This is a genomic window from Streptomyces sp. NPDC030840 (genome assembly GCF_055572015.1).
This window is the reverse complement of record NZ_JBVIEE010000002.1, coordinates 716,399-733,278: the sequence shown is the minus strand read 5'-3', so window position 1 is coordinate 733,278 and position 16,880 is coordinate 716,399. Positions and strand designations below refer to the sequence as shown.

The window sequence follows — 16,880 nt, the reverse complement described above, 5'->3', positions numbered from 1 at the left end:
GGAGCTTCACAGGCCCCTGAGCCTTGCGAACCTTGCGGATCTCGAAGTCCATCGCACCCCTAACTGGGGTGTTGCGAGGACCACTAGAACCGAAGCAGGGTGACCGAATGGGGCCCCTGCCCCGACGGGGCTCGGTCGGCCGGGCGGCGGGTTACCGGCGCCCGGCCGAGGCCGGTGCCGTGTGCGGTGCTTTGCGGCTCAGCCGAAGTTCACGTCGCTGCACCACATGTAGGCCTGGTCGAGGTGCGAGGCCTGCCAGATCACAAACAGGATGTGGTGTCCGGTGTAGCCGGAGGTCTGGACGGGGAACGTGATGTTCTGTGCCGGGGCGAAGCGGCCGGTCTGCGTGATGAAGTCGAGGTTGCTCCAACCCAGGGTCTGAGTCTTGGGGTTGAAGCCCTGCTTGCTCACGTAGACCTTGAAGTAGTCGGCACCGTGGGACGCCTGGTCGTACAGCTGGACCGAGAAGTTGTTGCCGATGGTGGTGGTCTTCCACGGTCCGGGCTTGTCCAGGCTGGCGTTCCTCGAGAGGTTGTTGCTGCAGAGTGTCCCGTCGGGGGTCCGTGCCTGGAACTGGCCTCCGAGGCCGTCGCGGAGCGCGCTCATCCAGTTCCACATGGTGTCGGGGTTGGCCTGGAAGGCCTGCCAACACATGGGGTCTTGGGTCTGCATGGCCGGGTTCGTGTGGTTGTTGCCCCACGTCTTCCAGCACTGGTACGCGCGAGTGGCGGGGCCGACGACGGTGCCGTGAGCCTGGGCGGGGGTCGACCAGGCGAGGGCGCCGACGACCACGGCGAACAGCATGACGAGCGCCTGGAGAGGCCGGCGGAGGGACGCCCGCGGACGCCCGGTTAACGGACTCCTTTTGCGCATGTGGGGGGACTCCTTCCAGTTGCAAGGCTGTTATGGGAGCGCTCCCAAAGCTAGGCCTTCTGAGTGAGATGTCAATGAAGCAGACGGAGTTGATTACAGGGCTGGCTGGCGAGCAGGGAATCTTCCGTGAGCCGGGAGCCAGACTTGTTCGCGGGACCGGAAAACGAGGATGCAGCCTGGACCGGTGTGCCTTGTCGGTGATGCCACCCTCTCCTGGCGCGACCCGACACCCGGGTATCAAACCCTCATTCCGGGATGAAATATCGGGAGAAAACGACCCCTGGCAACTCGTAGCGGGATCTCACCGTCGCAAGGAGGCATTGCTGGGGATCAAGAGGGCCCGGGTTCACCTGCTGTCGTCCCGACGGTGTTGACCAGCGGGTCTGCCGGCATCAGCAGACCCGCTGGCTGCGTTGGTGTGACACCTGGTGCATCTGATGGACCATGACACCGGAGCGGTGAGAACCCATCGGCGGCGGGCTTCCTCGGACACCGGTCGGGCCGGACGCGGGCCCGGCCACGAGTCCGCGTCCGGCGACCGCGCCCCACGCTCAGTCCGGCAGCCCCCACGGCTTCGAGTCCCCGACGGCCGGAACGTCACGCGGGCCGAGGTCCAGGGCGGTGCCGCGCCGGAGAACGACGGCCGTTTCCCCCCGGCCGAGCGGGACCTCGATACGGCCGGCCGCCGCCTCCCGGTAGCGCAGGCGCCGACCGCGCTCGTCCCGTACGTCGATGGCGCCGTCGATGCCGTGCTGCAGCACGAGCCGCGCGCCCGCCTGGCTGTGCACCCGCACCCACCGGGTCCGGCCGCCCGAGCGGTCCGCGTCCACCAGGAACGCGCCCTGGGTGCGCAGGCCCTGCACGGAGGCGTCGGGCCAGCGGCCGGACACGGAGGGAAAGACCCGTACCACCCCGCCGTGGCTCTGCACGGCCATGTCGAGGACCGACTGGGCCGCCGACAGCGGGCTCTCGATGGCCAGGTTCCCGCCCTCCACGTACATGGTGTTCGGGGTCATCCAGGCGTTGTTGACGAGGTTTCCGCCGGTGAAGAAGGTGAGGAAGTCGAGGGCCTCCTCGGGCCGTTCCATCAGGGAGGCCATCGAGGAGGCGGTGGCGTAGCTGTAACCCGCCCACAGAGAACGGTCCTTGACCCAGTGGTCGAAGGTGGTCCGTATGATCTCCCGGTGGGCCGGCCGGTCCCAGCTCAACTCGTGCAGCGGGTACAGCCACAGCATGTGCGAGAAGTGCCGGTGGGACTGGGTGAGCGGCTTTCCCGCGCCGATCATGATCCCGGTCGCGTCCCGCGGGTAGTCCACCAGGCGCTTCAGGATCTCACGCCAGCGACCGGCGCGCGGATGGTCCGTCCGCAGGACGCGCAGGCAGTCGAGGAGGGTGGTGCAGCCCCAGCGGAGCAGGGAGAGGTCGTAGGTGCAGTCCACGGCGTCGGCCCACTCGGGCGACCGGGTGAGCGGCAGATGCAGCTTGCCGTCGCCGCCCTCGTACAGGAAGTGGTCGTAGAAGTTCACCGCCTTGACGAGGATCGGGAAGACGACGTCACGGACGATCGAGACGTCCATGGTGTGGCGGTAGCTGAGCCAGACGTTGTGCATGGCCCAGATGAGATTGCCGTTGTTGTCGGTCTTGGTGGACGTGCCGGGGATGCCGACGGTCTTGGCGCCGGGGCGGAGCTTCCAGTCGGAGGGGTGGGCCAGGGCGTAGGTCTGCCCGTCCCGGTACTCCGGGGGGACGGACAGTGGCAGATACTCCTCGAAGTCCTTGAAGGTCGAGGTGACGGAGTCGAGTTCGAGATGGTTGGACCCCTGGATCAGCCAGGTGGCGATCTGCACGTTGAGGTTCCACCACACGGCGGTCCAGCTGCCGCCCGTCTCGGGGTACCACGGACCCCACTCGGACATCGAGGGCCCGCCGGCCCGGGTGGCGCAGGCCGCCTTGTAGAGCTGGATCCAGTAGAAGTCCTGAATGCGCTTGTCGGGCACCGACAGCAGGCTGCGCCGGTAGAAGCGGTGCCACCAGGCGCGGTGCTCGCGCACCAGGTCGTCCGGGTCCGCGGACAGCGTGCGGGCCACTTCGGCGACGGCCAGTTCCGTGGTGCGCGACAGGTCCCCTGGGAAGCGGTAGACGATGTGCGCGGCCAGCAGCCTGCCGCTGCCGACGCGCCGTTCGCGCCAGGCGGTGGTCCACCCTCCGCCCGCGATCAGCGGCTGCCGCACGTATCCGGTGTCACCGGCCGAGCCGACGGTGGGGTCGGGGTTGCCGGTGTAGTCGGTGGGTTTGTCCTTCGTGCGTGGAGAGGTCGCGGGCATCCATGTGAACGACCAGGCCGCGTCCTCCTCGCCGGCGCTGGGCCGGGTGGAGATCAGCAGCGCGCTGCGGGCGTTGTGCACCAGCATCGAGAAGCGGACGCTGCCCCGGGTGGTGGTGACGGTACCGCGCAGTTCGGCGTCCCAGAGGTCCAGGGTCCAGTCGACGCCGGTCACCTCGCCGGCGAGCGTGAGGTCGAAGTGCCCTATGGGTAACCGGGAGAATCCGTACGGCGCACGCCACTGCGGCCGCTGGTCCTGCACCTGGTTGTGGCTGACCATGACCTTCACGGAGTTGGCCGTCGCGCCCCGGTAGACCTGCACCCCGAGCAGGCCGTTGCTCAGGAAGGGGCCGTCCTTCCAGTCACCGGGCATCCGCCGCCAGCGCAGGGCGGCGGCCCGGGCCATCCGTTCGTGCAGTCCCTGCGATCCGCCGGCCTCGCGGGGCGCCGCCCACCCGGTGCCGGACCCTGCCGACCAGCCCATCGCGGCGACCGCGGCCGCCGTCCCGATCACACCTCTTCGAGAGATCCCGTTCCCAGGCGTCACGGTCACGTAGATGCCTCCCATTCCTGCTTGTGAACTGCCACCTGGCATGGTGCAGGCACCTGGAGTGAAGGGGAAGACCTCCGACGTATCGGAAAGCGGAACGGGGTCTGCCAGTAGACGACTTGAGAGTATACGCAGGTGAACTGACATGCCCGGAAGCGCCCCAGTGAGGGAACGGCGGCGATCCGACCGATGTCTGTTCGGTGTTCAGCAGCGGGAGTCGGTGGCTGTGGCGGAGGCGGAGCTCCCTTTGGTGCCGGCCTGGCGGCTCGGTCCGGGCGGTGGCCCGCTCGCCGCCTGCCGTGCTGTCGCGGTGGTGCGGGGGCCGCTTGCCGGGCCGCGACCGCCTGCTCGGGCCCTCGGCCGGCCTGCGCGGCCCGACGGGCGGCCTCGGCTGGGCCGGCGGCGGCGGCGCGGTCGGCCGCGGTGTGTCAGCGCAGCAGGAGCTGCACGATCGCGATGACGCCGACGGCGACGATGACGGCGCGGAGCACGGTGGGCCGCAGACGGCGGCCGGTCTTGGCGCCGATCTGGCCGCCGAGGGCGGAGCCTACGGCGATCAGGAGGACCGCCGTCCAGTCGAACTCGGCGACGAAGAGGAAGAAGCAGGCGGCGACGCCGTTGACGACGGCTCCGAGGATGTTCTTGACGGCGTTGACGCGCTGCAGATCGTCGTCGAGGAGCAGGCCCATCAGAGAGAGGTACAGGATTCCCTGGCCGGCGCCGAAGTAGCCGCCGTACGCGCTCGCGAGGAGCAGCCCGGCCAGGAGGACGGGGCCGCCGTGCGGGCGGGAGGTGGTGCCGTTGTTCTCGCGGTGGCGCCGTACGGCTCGGGAGAGGCGTGGCTGGAGCAGTACCAGGACGAGCGCGAGGGCGATCAGTACGGGGACGATCGCGTCGAAGGCCCCGGAGGGCAGGGCGAGCAGCAGGACGGCGCCGCCGAGTCCGCCGGCGAGAGCGGTGAGGCCGAGGACGAGCGCGCGGCGGCCCTGTCCGCGGAGTTCGGCGCGGTACCCGAGGGCTCCGCTGATGGAGCCGGGGACGAGTCCGAGGGCGTTGGACACGTTGGCGGTGATCGGTGGCAGCCCGGTGGCGAGCAGTACCGGGAAGGTGATCAGGGTGCCGGAGCCGACGATGGTGTTGATCGTGCCGGCTCCGATGCCGGCTGCCAGGACGGCCAGTGCTTCCCAGATGGACAACGCCATCTCCTCACATGATCAGTGTGTCGCCTCCCCGCCGCACGGACGGCGGTCGAGGGACTCGCATTGATCATGCACGATCAAGGGTTCGGCGCAGCGTGTGCGCTCAGCATGTGGGCGCTGTCGGCGGGGTCCCGTGAGTGGTCCACCGCGTTTCGTCAGGGAGGAATCGGCCCCCTCTGGGGTTGGGCGCGACAACATCGGATCTCTCCAGGTGTTTGATATGGACGCGTCAGGTGCTTGGGGGTACTTTCTGTGGCGGCTCGGACAGAGCCCAGAATCCCATGAGGAGGATTGATCGGATGTTAAGGAAGCGAATCGGCGCAAGGACGCGCGTGCTCTGCCTCATTGGCGCTCTGGTCGCAGGCCTCGCTCTGGCCGATGGTTCCGCGGCGGCCCGCACCCGGAGCGACGCTGGCGTCCAGGCCCTGCCCGCCGGGGTCTACTTTCAGGACGAGGGCACCGTCGAAGGGTGGTCCAACTACCCGCAGAGGCCACAGAAGCGAGGGGTCCTGCGCAACGTCACCACCCCCGCGTACAAGGGCGGCAACGCCATCGAGGCGAAGCAGACCTACATCAACGAGGGCGGCGGCTACCACTCCGAGACGGTGCAGGCCTCGACCCAGTCCGTGGGCCAGGACCGCTACTACGGTCAGGCCATCCGCATCGCCCCCGACTGGCGGTTCCACAACCAGAACGTCACCTTCCAGCAGTGGTCGCCCGAGGACCCGGAGGGGCCGTGGGAGCTGATGTTCATCCAGAACGACGACCTGCGCATCGGCGGCTCCGGCGGCTTCAGCGCGAACGTCGCCAAGGTGACCGATCTGCGCGGCACGTGGATCCGGATCGTCACCCGCCTGAAGTTCCACGCGACCGACGGCGCCTTCGAGATCTGGGTCAACGGCGTGAAGAAGTACAGCAGGACCGGAGTTCCCGTGCTGCCCAAGACGTCGAACACGGTCCGGTGGTCCTCCGGCATCTACTGCACCGGCTGGCGCGAGAACCAGCCCGCCGGCCCCTGGGAGCTCTCCGTCTTCCACGACCAGGCACGCGTCGCGAACTCGTACAGCCTGGCCGAACCCGCGAACTGGTGACCGGGAGTCACATGATCGAAGCGGCGCCCGAGCGCCATGTCGCGGTACAGCCCGCGTACCAGTTCACCGGTCACGTCGAGCGTGCCGGCGGCAGCCTGTCGCAGCGGCGCTGTCACCACGCCGGATGCTGAGAACGCCCCTGCGACGGCGACGGCTTCGGGGAGCCGGCCTTCGGTGAACGTGACCGTCACGGATGCCCGCGCCGATTGATCGACCAGTCGTCGCAGAGGCGGACGACCTCGACGACGTCGGGTGAGCGGTTCAGGAACTTGGCGAGCTGCTCCACTCTGATCTCGTCCGCCGTGTCCACCTCGACGGTGATCCTCCGCAACCCGTCGACGGGCGCGGCGACGTCCATGGTGAGCATCTCGAACCGGCGTTGAGCCAGGAGGGAGGCGATGCGGGCGACCGCCAAGGGCATGGCGACGACATCGACTCGCAGGACGGCACCGGCACGGTGCGTGCCCGGCTGCACAACTTCAGCGAGGACAGGGCGTGTTGCGGGGTCTATCGCGGCGGACATGACGAACACGGTTCCAAGGGGCCCGGCCCGTCCACAACAAAAGTGCGCGCGGAACGGCGAAGCGCGCTCCTTTCGAGCAGTCTGTCGGGTCGGCCATGAGCGTTGAGGGAAGTACTACTTACACTTGTGGCATGTCGGCATCCATACATCTCGACTCGATCGATCTGCGGATCCTGGAGTTGTTGCGAGCCGACGGGCGGCGCACCGTCCGCGACATCGCCCGCCAGGTGAAGCTCTCGCCGGCGCCGGTCCGTCGGCGCATCGCACGCCTCGAGGAGTCGGGAGTCATCACCGGCTACACGATCACGACGGACCAGGCCAAGCTCGGTCAGGGTCTTCAGGCCGTCACTGAGCTGCGCTTCACGGGCGACACGGACATCCACGACATCGTGGAGTTCGCGTCGACCCTGCCGGAGGTCGACGAGGTGCTGACGCTCACCGGCGACGTGGACGCACTCGTCCGGTTGCATGTCGACAACGTCGACGAGCTGCAGAAGGTGGTCAACCGCCTGCGTCGCAAGGGTGTGGGTGTGCTGCAGACGAAGACGCTGATCGTCATCGACTCCTGGCAGCGCGGAACTGCCGTGCCCTGAGCCCGTGCCGTACGAGCGACGCGTTCGGCCCGCCCACCCCGGACGCGTCATCGGGGCGGGTGATCGGATGCTGCTTTGGGGTGGACGAGCCCCCTGGGTCAGGCCTCCTCGACGTCCACGAGCGCGAGCAGCGGCCCCCGCTCGTCCTCGGGGACGTAGCCGGCGTAGTAGTCGTACAGCGAGCGCCGCGAAACGCGCGCCGCCGCCAGGCCGTCGCGGGCCCGGATCGCCTCGAGCACCTCCTGGTGGTGGAGGAGCGACTCCCGCATGAGCGCCGTGCTGTTGAGCGCGTGGGCGACCTTGTCCGATATCAGCGACAGGACGGCGCCCCGGACCACCTGGTTGCAGACCTCGATGAGGGAGTTGCGGCTGGCCACGGCCACCGCCTCGTGGAACGCGACGTCCGCCTTGCTGAACTCCTCGTACCCCTGCTCGATCGCGTCCGACATGACGGCGATCGTCCGTTCCATGGAGGCCAGCTCCTCCTCGGACCGCAGCCGGGCCGCGAGCAGGCTCGCCGACCCGTCGAGGATCATGCGGAACGAGATCAGCTCCGCCATCGACATGGTGTCGAACCGGACGAGCCGGGTCATCTCCTTGGTCAGGCCGGCCGGGGAGAACGGCAGGACCTCCGGGCCGTTGCGGTCACCCGGGCGCGAGCGGACGAGGCCGTTGCTCTCCAGCACGCGCAGGGCCTCCCGCACAGTGGGCCGGCTCGCCCCGAACTGCATCACCAGCTCTCGCTCGCTCGGCAGCCGTTGACCGGGCTTCAGGTCGCCGCGCACGATCGCCTGCTCGATCTGCTCGACGATGCGCTGGTAGAGCCGCACCGGCGACACCTGCCGGAACTGTGCCCCGTCACTCACGGCTTCTCCCCTTCGGACGTGGTCCATGTCGTCTTCTCCCCAGTGGATGTCACGGGGGCGTTGTCCGGCCAGCGCGGGACCGCCTCGGAGGGCCGGTTCCGTTCGTACCATGCCGCCGCCCTCAGGACGCCGAGATCGTCGAAGCGGCGCCCCGCGATCTGCACCCCGATGGGCCGGCGGTCGGCCGTAAAGCCGCAGTTGACGGTCGCCGCGGGCTGCCCCGACATGTTGTACGGCGCGGTGAAGCCGATGTGGGACATGGTCTTCCCGTCCCCTTCGAACGGCATCGGCTGCTCAGCGGGAAACGCCGCCACCGGAGCCACCGGCGAGAGCACCAGATCGTACGGGATCGTCGCGGCCACGGTCTGCGCCTGGATGCGCATGATCTGCTGGTAGCACTGGAGGACCTTCGTGCCCGGCACGTCAGCGCCTCCCTGGCACCACTGGACGATGTGAGGGTGGACGCGCAGCCGGGCCTCGGGTGCCAGTGCGCGGAAGTCGTTCCAGGACCGCACGCGCCAGAACAGATCCAGGTCGTCCAGGAGGTCCTGGCTCATGAAGGGCCCGACCGGCTCCACGACGGCTCCCGCCGCCTCGAACAGCGCGGCGGCACCGTTCACCGCGGCGAGGATCTCCGGATCGCACGGCTCTCCGCAGCCGGCGTCCAGGTGCACCCCCACCCGCAGTCCTCGCATCTCGCCGTCCAGCGCCGACCAGTCGATGTCCTGTGGCGGCAGGCTTGTCCAGTCCCGGGGGTCCGGCCGGCTCAGGACACGCATGAACAGGGCCGCGTCCGCCACGGTGCGCGCCATGGGACCGGCGGCACGCCCCAGGTACGGGGTGTCCAGCGGGACCCTCCCGTAGCTGGGCTTGAGCGTGGCGAGGCCCAGCCACGTGCCCGGCAGCCGGATCGACCCGCCGATGTCGGTGCCGACGTGCAGCGGACCGTATCCACCGGCGGCCGCCGCCCCCGCGCCGGAGCTGGAACCGCCCGTCGTCCAGGCGGCGTTCCAGGGGCTGCGTGAGATGCCGTGCCGACTGGAGACCCCCGAGGAGAGCATGCCCCAGTCCGGCATCACGGTCGACCCGAGGACGACCCCACCGGATTCGAGGACCCGCGCGGTGATGGGCGCGTCCGTCTCGGGAACGACCGGCTCGACCCCCGCGTTGCCGGAGGGCATGGGGATGCCCTTGCGGGCGACGTTCTCCTTGAGGGTGACGGGTACGCCGTCGATGGGGCCGAGCGGTTCCCCCGCCGCCCAACGGGCCTCGCTGGCCAGGGCTGCCTTGCGGGACTCGTCGGGATCCCGCGCCCAGAACGCGTTGAGCACATGCTCGCGCGCCTCGATCACCGACTGCACGGCGTCGTGGACCTCGACCGGTGACAGCGTGCGATCAGCGAATCCGGCCACCATCTCGACGGCCGGCATGGTGGCCAGGCCCTGTTCCGTGAGCACCCGCACTCTCCTTCGCTCGAATTACCCGAGAACTGCGCGCCCTTGACAAGTACAAGCTGAGTCGCCACGGTACCTGGCAAGTGAGTTTACTGGTCAGGCCAGTCACAACGGAAGGTGACTCCATGACACGGGAACGCAAGGCCGTACGGCTCGCCGTCATGCCGGGCGACGGAATCGGCCCCGAGGTCGTCCATGCGACCGTGCCCGTGTTACAGGCCGCCCTGGAGTCCGGCGGCCACCGGCTCGACGTGACCTCGTTCGACTGGGGAGGCGAGCGGTTCCTCCAGCAGGGCGCGGCCGTGCCGGCCGGCACGGCCGACCCGGTCAAGCGGTCGGACGCCGTGTTGTTCGGCGCCGTCGGACGCCCTGACGTGCCGGAACACGAACTGGTCCGGGGCCCGATCATGGGCTGCGCGTCACTGCTCGACGACCGGGGACACGGCGGCGCGGCTCGCCGTGTCCGTGACGCGGTGGCGGGCACCTCGCGCGATGCCAGGCACCACACGGCCGACCTCGGTGGCGACGCGACCACAGCGGACGTGGCGTCCGCCGTCCTGCACACGATGGAAAGCCAGGTGCAGAACACGTGAGACACACACGGCGGCTGACGCGGCTCACCAGGACGGTCGCGGCCACGCTCGCATGCGTGCTGCTGGCGGCCTGCTCGGCCGGGTCCCTGGCGACCGGCAGTGCCGGGAAATCCCGCAACACCCTGACGATCGGCCTCAGCGCCGAGCCGGCCAACCTCGACTTCACCAGGACCGAGGGTGCCGCCATCCCGCAGGCCCTGCTCTACAACGTCTACGAGAACCTGGTGAAGCTGGACCAGGACGCGAGAATACGGCCCTCCCTGGCCAGGTCGTGGAGCCTGTCCAAGGACCGCAGGACGTACACGTTCCAGCTGGCGAAGGGTGTCAGGTTCAGCAACGGCGCACCGTTCACGGCCGAGGACGCCAAGTTCTCCATCGAACGCGTCACGTCCGACTGGACGCTGGTGCAGAAGGCCCAGATGGACGTCGTCGACCAGGTGACGGCGGTGTCGCCCACCGAACTGAAGGTCACCCTGAAAAGGCCGAGCAACGACTGGCTGTACCGGATGACCACCCGCGTCGGCGCGATGTTCAGCCGGACCGGCGTGGGCGAACTGGCCACCGAGCCGGTGGGCACCGGCCCGTACGTGGTGAAGAGGTTCAACCGCGGCGACTCGATCACGCTGGCCCGTCGTGACGGCTACTGGGGCCGCGAACCGCACTTCTCGTCGGTCGTCCTCAAGTACTTCAAGGATCCGACGGCCATGAACAACGCGCTGCTCACGGGCACCATCGACGTGATCGGCGTGATGCAGACCCCGGACGCCCTGTACCGGTTCGAGAACAACCCGAAGTACAAGGTCATCGAGGGCACCTCCAACGGCGAGGTGGTCCTCTCCCTCAACAACGGCTCGGGACCGCTGCGGAACCGGAAGGTCCGCCAGGCGGTGCGCTACGCCATCGACCACAAGGCACTGGTGGACACCTGCTGGGGAGGGCGCGGCACGCTCATCGGCAGCATGGTCCCTCCGACGGACCCGTGGTACCAGGACCTCACGGACATGTACCCGTACGACCGTGACAGGGCCAGGAAGCTCCTGAAGGAGTCCGGCCAGGCCGGCCGTACGCTGCGGCTGCGGCTTCCGACACTGCCGTACGCCACCGCCTGCGGCACCGTGGTCAAGAGCCAGCTGGAGCAGGCCGGGTTCAAGGTGAGGCTCGACCAGCTGGAGTTCCCCGCCGCCTGGCTGACCACCGTGTTCAAGAACGCCGACTACGACATGTCCATCATCGCCCACGTGGAACCCCGCGACATGCAGACGGTGTTCGGCAACAAGACCTCCTACATCCGCTACGACAACCCCGAGTTCCGGGCGTTGCTGCAGAAGGCGGACCGGGGCACGCAGCAGGAGCAGATCACCTCCATGCGGGCGGCTGCCCGGTTGCTGTCGAAGGACGCCGCGGCCGACTGGCTGTTCCTGCTGCCGAACCTGATGGTGGCGGACCACGACATCACGGGCCTGCCCGTGAACAACGTCTCCGAGTCACTGGATCTCACCGGCCTGGGCCGGTCATGAAGGGAGGCGCCAACCCATGATCGTCCGTCTGGTACAGCGGATCGCGGTCCTCCTGGCCAGCCTTGTCGTGAGCTCCGTGCTGGTGTTCGCCTTCATGGCGGTGCTGCCGGGGGACCCGGCCCGCGTCGTCCTCGGCACCAGCGCGTCGGACGCGGCGGTGGCGCAACTGCGCGGGGAGTTCGGGCTCGACCGGCCACTCGTGGACCAGTACGTCAGCTGGGTACGGGGACTGGTGACGTTCGACCCGGGGAACTCCTACATCTCGCACACGCCGATCGGCCCGCAGATCGCCGACCGTCTGCAGGTCACCCTGTGGCTCGTGGGCGCCGGGATGGTGGTCGCCTGCGTCCTGGCGATTCCCCTGGGCATCCTCATGGCCGTGCGGCACCGCAAGCCGTCCGGGCTGCTCCTCTCGGCCCTGTCCCAGGTCGGCGTTGCGGTCCCGGCCTTCCTCGCGGGCATCCTCATGATCACCGTGTTCGCGGTGCAGTTCGGATGGCTGCCGGCGAACGGCTGGACACCCCCGGTCGAGGATCCGGTCCTGTTCCTCAAACAGCTGGTCCTGCCGGCGCTGTCCCTCGGACTGGTGCAGGGAGCCGTGCTCACCCGCTACGTCCGCAGCGCCGTGCTCGACGTCCTGAGGGAGGACTACCTGCGCACCGCTCGCGCCAAAGGCCTCCGCCCGACACGGGCGCTGCTGCGGCACGGCCTGCGGAACGCGTCGGTGCCCGTGGTGACCGTCCTGGCGTTGCAGCTCGCCACGCTGCTGGTGGGCTCCGTCGTCATCGAACGGGTCTTCGTCATCCCCGGGCTCGGAAGCCTGCTGCTGGACAGCGTCTCCAACCGGGACCTCATCGTCGTGCAGGACGTGGTCATGCTCATCGCCATGGCGGTGCTGCTCGTGAACTTCCTGGTGGACATCGTCTATCTGCTGATCGACCCGCGGCTGAGGGTGGGTGCGTCATGAGTGCTCTGGACAATGCCCTGGACACGGGCATCGCGGCCGCGCCGGTGGTGCCCGAGGGCCGACGGCGGCGCCCGATGCCGGGCAGCCTCCTGGTGGGCGGCCTCATCGTCTCGCTCGTGTTCGGCATGGCGCTGCTGTCCTTCGTGTGGACCCCGCACGACCCGACTCTGGTGGACGCCTCGGTGCGGCTGCAGAAGCCGTCACTGGAGTACTGGTTCGGCACGGACAAGTTCGGCCGCGACGTGTTCAGCCAGATCCTGATGGGGTCGCGCACCACGCTGTTCGTCGGTTTCGTGGCGGTGGGGGTCGCCGCCCTGGTCGGAGTGCCCCTCGGCATCGTCGCCGGAATGGCGCCCCGCTGGTTCGGAGAGCTGCTGATGCGCGGCAACGACCTCGTACTCGCCTTCCCCGCGCTCCTGTTGACCATCATGTTCTCCGCCGTGTACGGCGCCGGCACGCTGGTCGCGATGGTCGCCATCGGCATCGCGTCCATCCCCCATTTCGCCCGGCTGATCCGCGGCGGCACGCTGCAGGTCATGGAGACGGAGTACGTCCTCGCCGCGCGCGCGGCGGGCCGCGGGCCGTTCTCGATCGCTCTGCGGCATGTCCTGCCCAACGTCAGCAGTCTCGTCATCGTGCAGGCGTCGGTCGGGTTCGCCATCGCCGTACTCGCCGAAGCCGCCCTGTCCTTCCTGGGCTTCGGAACCCCGCCCCCCACACCGTCCTGGGGCCGGATGCTGCAGGAGAGCCAGGAGATGCTGTCGATCGCCCCCCGGCTGGCCGTGTTCCCGGGCGTGGCGATCGCGGTGGTGGTGCTCGGTTTCAACCTGCTCGGTGACGGCCTGCGTGACCGTTTCGACCCCAAGCTGGAGGACCGCCGATGACCACCGCACCTGAACGGGCAGCGGCCTCCGGGCCGGGCTCCTCCGGCTCCGCCGACGATGTACTGGCCGTGCGGAATCTGGGCGTGACGGTGGGCGGCCGCAAGCTCGTCGAAGACGTCGACTTCACCATCCGGGCCGGCGAGCGGGTCGGCCTGATCGGTGAGTCGGGGTCGGGCAAGTCGCTGACCGCGCTGAGCGTCATGGGCCTGCTCCCGGAGGGCCTCGGGGCCACGGGATCGGTGCGGCTCGCCGGAGTCGGCCACGACCTGGTGGGTGCCGACGAGACGCGGATGTCCCGGGTGCGGGGCAAGGAGATCGCCATGGTCTTCCAGGAGCCCATGACCGCCCTGAACCCGACGATGAGGGTCGGGCGGCAGATCGCCGAGGTGCTGCTGGTCCACCGCACCAGGCCCGACCGCGCCTCCGCCCGCGACGCCGCCGTGGAACTGCTCGCCCAGGTGGGGCTGCCCGATCCCGCGGCCGCGGAGCGCGCCTACCCGCACCAGTTGTCCGGAGGGCAGCGGCAGCGGGTGGTGCTCGCCATCGCCCTCGCGAACGACCCCGCACTCCTGGTCTGCGACGAACCCACCACCGCGCTCGACGTCACGGTGCAGGCGCGGGTGCTCGACCTGATCGTGCGGGGCGTGAAGGACCGCAGGTCGGCCCTGCTCTTCATCACCCACGACCTGGCCGTGGTGGCCACCGTCTGCGAGCGGGTCATGGTCATGTACGGGGGGAGGGTGGTCGAGTCCGGCCCGGTCCGGGAGGTCTTCACCCGCCCCCGGCACCGCTACACCCAGGGCCTGATCGGAGCCTCGGACCTGACCGTGGTCGACGACCGCGGCCGGCTGGCCACGATCGGAGGGTCGGTTCCGCCGGCGGGCCGGTTCCCCTCCGGATGCGTCTTCAGGAACAGGTGCGCTTCGGCGACCGAAGCGTGCGCCGCCAGGCCGGAATGGGTCACGACCGGGCCGGACTCCGGCTACGCCTGCTTCCATCCCGTGCCGGAGAGCGGCGCGGACGAGACCGGCGCACACGTGACCGGCGCACCCCTGAACAAGGAGGCCGCCCATGGCTGAGCAGCCGACCAGCGCCACTGTCGAACCCGAGCCGCAGACCGGCGCCGTGGACGCCGTCCGCGTCCGCGACGTAACGCGCGACTACCGACGGCCGCGCACCTCGCTGCGCCACCCCAGTCCGCCGGTGCACGCCCTGCGCGGCGTGAGTCTCACCGTCCCCCAGGGGGAACGGTTCGGCATCGTCGGCGAGTCGGGGTGCGGCAAGTCGACCCTGCTGCGGATCCTGGCCGGGCTCGACCGCCCCACCAGCGGCAGTGTCTCGATCGACGGCCGGGACATCACCGGGCTGAAGGAGAGACAGCTGAAGTTCGTCCGCGAGCGGCTCCAACTCGTGTTCCAGGACCCGATGAGTTCGCTGGACCCGCGCATGCGCGTCGGCGACATCGTGGCCGAGCCTCTCGTCGCCCAGGGGCACACGAACCGCAAGGAACGGGTGGCCGAGTTGCTGGAGGCCGTCGGCCTGCCGACGGAGGCGGCGCAGAGGTATCCGCACCAGTTCTCCGGCGGACAGCGGCAGCGCATCTCGATCGCGCGCGCCCTCGCCCCCCGGCCCAGGATCATCGTGGCCGACGAGCCGGTGAGCGCCCTCGACGTGTCCGTACGGGCCCAGGTGCTCAACCTCATCGCCGACCTCGTCGACGAGCTGTCCCTCACGCTGGTCTTCGTCTCCCACGACCTGTCCGTGGTCCGTCACGTGTGCGACCGGGTCGCGGTCATGCACGACGGGCAGATCGTGGAGACGGGGTCCACCGAGCAGGTGTACGAGGAGCCGCGACACCCCTACACACGCAGGCTCATCGCCGCCGTCCCGACCCTGGCCAAGGCACTGTCCGGAGTGTCCGCGGCCGACCTCAACCAGGAGTACCGACCTTGACCACCCATGCCGAACCTGCCAGCGGCGACAGCCCCGTGGGGAGGGAGTTTCCCGAGGGTCTTCCCATCGGCGACGGCTGGGTGGAGGCACCCGCCGCCGAGGACGTCCGCTTCCCCTACGACGGGTCGGTCGTCGCGCGGGCGCCGGTCGGGGACACCGGCCTCGCACGCCAAGCGGTGGACGCGGCCGTCGCGGTCCGCGAGCGGGTCGGCCGGCTGCCCTCGCACACCCGCAGGGCGGCGCTGCTCGCGACGCACGAGCAGGTCGCCTCCCGGCGCGCGGACTTCGAGCGGCTCCTGGTCCTGGAGACCGGCAAGCCGCTCGTCGACTGCCGTGTCGAGGTGGACCGCACCCTGCTGACCCTGCTGACGGCGGCCGAGGAAGTGGCCCGGCTGCACGGTGAGACGGTCCCGCTCGACCTGCTGCCGTCGGGGGAGGGGCTGCTCGGCTTCTGGACCCGCAAGCCGATCGGCGTGGTGGTGGGCATCGCGGGCTTCAACTACCCGCTGCTGCTCGCCGCGCACAAGATCGCGCCGTCACTCGCCGCCGGCTGCCCGGTCATCGCCAAGCCCGCCCCGCAGACGCCGCTGGCCACCCTGTGGCTGGTGCACCTCCTGCGCGAGGCCCTGCGCGACGGCGGAGCTCCGGGGGCCGCGGTGCAACTGGTGACCGGGGGCCCCGACGTGGGTGTCGCGCTGACCACCGACCGCCGGATCGGAGCGGTGTCCTTCACCGGTTCCGCCGCCGTGGGCCACCGGATCGCCCGGGACGCGGCACCCACCAAGGTGCTGCTCGAACTCGGCTCGAACGCCGCCCTGGTGGTGGCCGCCGACGCCGATCTCGACGCCGCCGCCGACGCGGTGGTGCGGGGCGGCTACTACGCGTCGGGCCAGGCGTGCATCAGCGTGCAGCGGGTCATCGTGGTGGAGGCCGTGCTGAAGGAGTTCGTGGCCCGGCTGACGGAGCGAGTGGCCCAGGTGGCCGTGGGCGATCCCCGCGATCCGCGGACGCGCGTCTCGGCACTCATCGACAAGCGGTCGACCGAGCGGGTGTGCGCGTGGCTGGACGCGGCGGTCGAGGCGGGGGCCGAGCTGGCGGCCGGAGGCAGGGTCACCGACGGGGTGATCGAGCCGGCGGTACTGCTCGACGTGGACCCTGCCCTTCCTGTCTGGGAGGAGGAGGTCTTCGGCCCCGTGGTCGCCGTACGGTCCGTCCCCGACCTTCAGACGGCCTTCGACGTGGTCAACGACTCCCGCTACGGGCTCCACGCCAGTGTCTACACCAGTGCCCTCGACACGGCGTTCACCGCGCTCGACCGCCTGGAGGTGGGCGGAGTGGTCATCAACGAGGTTCCCGGCTTCCGTTCCGACGTCATGCCGTACGGCGGTGTGAAGGACTCCGGGGCCGGGCGGGAGGGCCCGAGGTTCGCCATCGAAGAGCTCACCGTGACCCGTATGGCAGTGATCCGTCCGACGACAACGAAGCCGTGAGGAC

Annotated in this window: 15 protein-coding genes; 9 read left to right on the top strand and 6 right to left on the bottom strand. The window is 69.6% G+C overall.

The genetic code is table 11. The features are described from left to right. Positions 1-198: 198 nt before the first annotated feature. The 3 genes from ACZ49J_RS07300 to ACZ49J_RS07290 all read right to left on the bottom strand — a co-directional run bounded on the left by ACZ49J_RS07300 (position 199) and on the right by ACZ49J_RS07290 (position 4,948). Positions 199-873: a lytic polysaccharide monooxygenase auxiliary activity family 9 protein gene (locus ACZ49J_RS07300; protein ID WP_467452275.1), complete on the bottom strand. Its 675-nt coding sequence runs from the start codon at positions 871-873 to the stop codon at positions 199-201. Positions 874-1,424: 551 nt separating this feature from the next. Further along, positions 1,425-3,710 carry a glycosyl hydrolase family 95 catalytic domain-containing protein gene (locus tag ACZ49J_RS07295; protein ID WP_467452274.1) on the bottom strand — a complete coding sequence of 762 codons (2,286 nt, stop codon included), beginning with the start codon at positions 3,708-3,710 and terminating at the stop codon, positions 1,425-1,427. Between the two features lie 464 nt (positions 3,711-4,174). Further along, positions 4,175-4,948 carry a sulfite exporter TauE/SafE family protein gene (locus tag ACZ49J_RS07290; protein ID WP_467452273.1) on the bottom strand — a complete coding sequence of 258 codons (774 nt, stop codon included), beginning with the start codon at positions 4,946-4,948 and terminating at the stop codon, positions 4,175-4,177. Between the two features lie 329 nt (positions 4,949-5,277). Between ACZ49J_RS07290 and ACZ49J_RS07285 the strand changes: the two genes are divergently transcribed. Further along, a complete protein-coding gene (locus tag ACZ49J_RS07285; protein WP_467452272.1) occupies positions 5,278-6,036 on the top strand; it encodes a heparin lyase I family protein in 759 nt (252 codons plus the stop codon). Between the two features lie 187 nt (positions 6,037-6,223). Here ACZ49J_RS07285 and ACZ49J_RS07280 read toward each other — a convergent pair whose 3' ends face one another. Continuing rightward, positions 6,224-6,559, bottom strand: a complete 336-nt coding sequence (locus ACZ49J_RS07280) for an acetolactate synthase small subunit (RefSeq protein WP_467452271.1) — start codon at positions 6,557-6,559, stop codon at positions 6,224-6,226. Between the two features lie 131 nt (positions 6,560-6,690). Between ACZ49J_RS07280 and ACZ49J_RS07275 the strand changes: the two genes are divergently transcribed. After that, positions 6,691-7,152, top strand: a complete 462-nt coding sequence (locus ACZ49J_RS07275; protein WP_467452270.1) for an Lrp/AsnC family transcriptional regulator — start codon at positions 6,691-6,693, stop codon at positions 7,150-7,152. Positions 7,153-7,250: 98 nt separating this feature from the next. Here ACZ49J_RS07275 and ACZ49J_RS07270 read toward each other — a convergent pair whose 3' ends face one another. Beyond that, complete coding sequence (locus tag ACZ49J_RS07270) at positions 7,251-8,018, bottom strand: FadR/GntR family transcriptional regulator (protein WP_467452268.1); 768 nt, start codon at positions 8,016-8,018, stop codon at positions 7,251-7,253. Further along, a complete protein-coding gene (locus tag ACZ49J_RS07265) occupies positions 8,015-9,475 on the bottom strand; it encodes an amidase (protein ID WP_467452267.1) in 1,461 nt (486 codons plus the stop codon). Before ACZ49J_RS07265 ends, ACZ49J_RS07270 begins: the two co-directional genes overlap by 4 nt. A 122-nt stretch (positions 9,476-9,597) precedes the next feature. Here ACZ49J_RS07265 and ACZ49J_RS07260 point away from each other — a divergent pair, with 122 nt between their 5' ends. The 7 genes from ACZ49J_RS07260 to ACZ49J_RS07230 are packed head-to-tail and all read left to right on the top strand — an operon-like array spanning position 9,598 to position 16,876. After that, positions 9,598-10,065: an isocitrate/isopropylmalate family dehydrogenase gene (locus ACZ49J_RS07260; RefSeq protein ID WP_467452265.1), complete on the top strand. Its 468-nt coding sequence runs from the start codon at positions 9,598-9,600 to the stop codon at positions 10,063-10,065. Then, positions 10,062-11,582: an ABC transporter substrate-binding protein gene (locus tag ACZ49J_RS07255; protein ID WP_467452263.1), complete on the top strand. Its 1,521-nt coding sequence runs from the start codon at positions 10,062-10,064 to the stop codon at positions 11,580-11,582. The genes ACZ49J_RS07260 and ACZ49J_RS07255 overlap by 4 nt, the downstream gene beginning before the upstream one ends. A gap of 16 nt (positions 11,583-11,598) precedes the next feature. Beyond that, entirely contained in the window at positions 11,599-12,549 is a 951-nt protein-coding gene (locus ACZ49J_RS07250; protein ID WP_467452262.1) for an ABC transporter permease, read from the top strand. Further along, a complete protein-coding gene (locus tag ACZ49J_RS07245) occupies positions 12,546-13,433 on the top strand; it encodes an ABC transporter permease (RefSeq protein ID WP_467452261.1) in 888 nt (295 codons plus the stop codon). The genes ACZ49J_RS07250 and ACZ49J_RS07245 overlap by 4 nt, the downstream gene beginning before the upstream one ends. Then, positions 13,430-14,512, top strand: a complete 1,083-nt coding sequence (locus ACZ49J_RS07240; protein WP_467452260.1) for an ABC transporter ATP-binding protein — start codon at positions 13,430-13,432, stop codon at positions 14,510-14,512. Before ACZ49J_RS07245 ends, ACZ49J_RS07240 begins: the two co-directional genes overlap by 4 nt. Continuing rightward, on the top strand, positions 14,505-15,386 hold the full coding sequence (locus ACZ49J_RS07235; protein ID WP_467452259.1) for an ATP-binding cassette domain-containing protein: 882 nt from the start codon (positions 14,505-14,507) through the stop codon (positions 15,384-15,386). The genes ACZ49J_RS07240 and ACZ49J_RS07235 overlap by 8 nt, the downstream gene beginning before the upstream one ends. Continuing rightward, complete coding sequence (locus ACZ49J_RS07230) at positions 15,383-16,876, top strand: aldehyde dehydrogenase family protein (protein ID WP_467452258.1); 1,494 nt, start codon at positions 15,383-15,385, stop codon at positions 16,874-16,876. Before ACZ49J_RS07235 ends, ACZ49J_RS07230 begins: the two co-directional genes overlap by 4 nt. Positions 16,877-16,880: the final 4 nt, after the last annotated feature.

Coding starts and splice junctions, on each gene's coding strand:
- ACZ49J_RS07250 (WP_467452262.1), top strand. CDS start 11,599: ATGATCGTCCGTCTGGTACAGCGGATCGCGGTCCTCCTGGCCAGCCTT.
- ACZ49J_RS07260 (WP_467452265.1), top strand. CDS start 9,598: ATGACACGGGAACGCAAGGCCGTACGGCTCGCCGTCATGCCGGGCGAC.
- ACZ49J_RS07300 (WP_467452275.1), bottom strand. CDS start 873: ATGCGCAAAAGGAGTCCGTTAACCGGGCGTCCGCGGGCGTCCCTCCGC.
- ACZ49J_RS07280 (WP_467452271.1), bottom strand. CDS start 6,559: ATGTCCGCCGCGATAGACCCCGCAACACGCCCTGTCCTCGCTGAAGTT.
- ACZ49J_RS07245 (WP_467452261.1), top strand. CDS start 12,546: ATGAGTGCTCTGGACAATGCCCTGGACACGGGCATCGCGGCCGCGCCG.
- ACZ49J_RS07240 (WP_467452260.1), top strand. CDS start 13,430: ATGACCACCGCACCTGAACGGGCAGCGGCCTCCGGGCCGGGCTCCTCC.
- ACZ49J_RS07275 (WP_467452270.1), top strand. CDS start 6,691: ATGTCGGCATCCATACATCTCGACTCGATCGATCTGCGGATCCTGGAG.
- ACZ49J_RS07235 (WP_467452259.1), top strand. CDS start 14,505: ATGGCTGAGCAGCCGACCAGCGCCACTGTCGAACCCGAGCCGCAGACC.
- ACZ49J_RS07290 (WP_467452273.1), bottom strand. CDS start 4,948: ATGGCGTTGTCCATCTGGGAAGCACTGGCCGTCCTGGCAGCCGGCATC.